2 protein-coding genes and 1 pseudogene are annotated in these 1,555 nt (G+C 72.8%); all 3 read left to right on the forward strand.

The genetic code is table 11. The annotated features are described in order from the left end of the window. A pseudogene (locus SSNG_RS39305) lies at nucleotides 1–427 on the forward strand (FAD-dependent oxidoreductase); the annotation flags it as partial. Next, the gene (thiS, locus tag SSNG_RS09670; RefSeq protein ID WP_007263638.1) at nucleotides 424–624 is read left to right on the forward strand and encodes a sulfur carrier protein ThiS; all 201 of its coding nucleotides are present in this window, start codon (nucleotides 424–426) and stop codon (nucleotides 622–624) included. The pseudogene SSNG_RS39305 and the gene thiS, both read left to right, overlap by 4 nt. 4 nt (nucleotides 625–628) lie before the next feature. Then, nucleotides 629–1,423, forward strand: a complete 795-nt coding sequence (locus SSNG_RS09675) for a thiazole synthase (RefSeq protein WP_007263639.1) — start codon at nucleotides 629–631, stop codon at nucleotides 1,421–1,423. Nucleotides 1,424–1,555 lie beyond the last annotated feature (132 nt).

Here is a 1,555-nt window from a genome sequence, read left to right on the forward strand (position 1 = left end):
TCTCCCGGACGGTACGCGCCGTCGTACGCGGCAGCCACGTCTACCTGGTGCCCCCGCGAGAACGGCGAACTCGTCGTCGGAGCCACCAGCGAGGAACTCGGCTGGGACACCACCGTCACCGCCGGCGGGGAGAAAAGAAACTGCTGCGCGACGCCCACGAACTGGTACCCGGCATCACCGAACTCCCCCTCGTCGAGACCCGGGCCGGCCTGCGCCCCGGCTAAACAAAAAAAACGCGCCGCTGCTCGGCACCACCGACCTCCCCGGCCTGCACCTGGCCACCGGCCACTACCGCAACGGCGTACTGCTGACCCCGCTCACCGGCGACGTAATGGCGAAGCTGCTGACCACCGGCACCGTGCCGGAGATCGCCCGCCGCTTCACCCCGCGCCGCTTCTCCACCACGCGTCAGGAGTCCTTCGCATGACCGTCTCCGTCAACGGCGAGCCGCGCGAGATCGCGGCCGGCACCACCCTCGACGCGGTGGTCGCCACCCTCACCACCGCCCCCTCGGGCGTGGCCGCCGCCCTCAACGAGACCGTCGTCCCGCGCGGCCAGTGGCCCGCCACGCCGGTGGACGAAGGCGACCGGATCGAGATCCTCACCGCGGTCCAGGGAGGCTGAGCAGATGGCCGACGACGTCTTCACCCTGGGCGGCCGGACCTTCACCTCCCGGCTGATCATGGGCACCGGCGGTGCCCCCAGCCTGGACATCCTCGAACGCGCCCTGATCGCCTCCGGCACCGAACTCACCACGGTCGCCATGCGCCGCCTGGACCCCACCGTCCAGGGCTCCGTCCTGTCGGTCCTGTCCAAGCTGGACATCGACGTGCTCCCCAACACCGCCGGCTGCTTCACCGCCGGAGAGGCGGTCCTCACGGCCCGGCTGGCGCGGGAGGCACTGGGCACCGACTGGATCAAGCTGGAGGTCGTCGCGGACGAGCGCACCCTGCTCCCCGACGGCGTCGAGCTGCTGGACGCCGCGGAGGTCCTCGTCGACGAGGGCTTCACGGTCCTCCCGTACACCAACGACGACCCGGTCCTCGCCCGGAAGCTGGAGGACGTCGGCTGCGCGGCGATCATGCCGCTGGGCTCCCCGATCGGCTCGGGCATGGGCATCCGCAACCCGCACAACTTCGAGCTCATCGTCGAGCGCGCCGGAGTCCCGGTGATCCTCGACGCGGGGGCCGGAACGGCCTCGGACGTCGCCCTGGCCATGGAACTGGGCTGCGCGGCGGTCATGCTCGCCTCGGCCGTGACCCGCGCGCAGCAGCCGGCCCTGATGGCGGCGGCCATGCGCGACGCCGTCTCGGCGGGCCGCCTGGCCCACCGCGCGGGCCGCATCCCCCAACGCCGCTTCGCCGAAGCCTCCTCCCCGGTGGAGGGCCGGGCGGCGCTTGATCCGGAGCGGCCGGCGTTCTGAGGGGGCACGGTTCGGGCCCGCTATCTCCCCCTCGAGGGGGTGGGGGCGGGTCGGTGGGTGGCCACCCGCCCCCTGAGTGCGGGTGGGTGGCCGAGGAGCGGGACCCCCTCGGACGGCCTCAGAGCAGGTTGG

The organism is Streptomyces sp. C (assembly GCF_000158895.1).
Lineage (GTDB): Bacteria > Actinomycetota > Actinomycetes > Streptomycetales > Streptomycetaceae > Streptomyces > Streptomyces racemochromogenes.

What these genes read in the sequence shown, in the direction of transcription:
- thiS (WP_007263638.1), top strand. Translation starts at nt 424, where the DNA reads ATGACCGTCTCCGTCAACGGCGAGCCGCGCGAGATCGCGGCCGGCACC.
- SSNG_RS09675 (WP_007263639.1), top strand. Translation starts at nt 629, where the DNA reads ATGGCCGACGACGTCTTCACCCTGGGCGGCCGGACCTTCACCTCCCGG.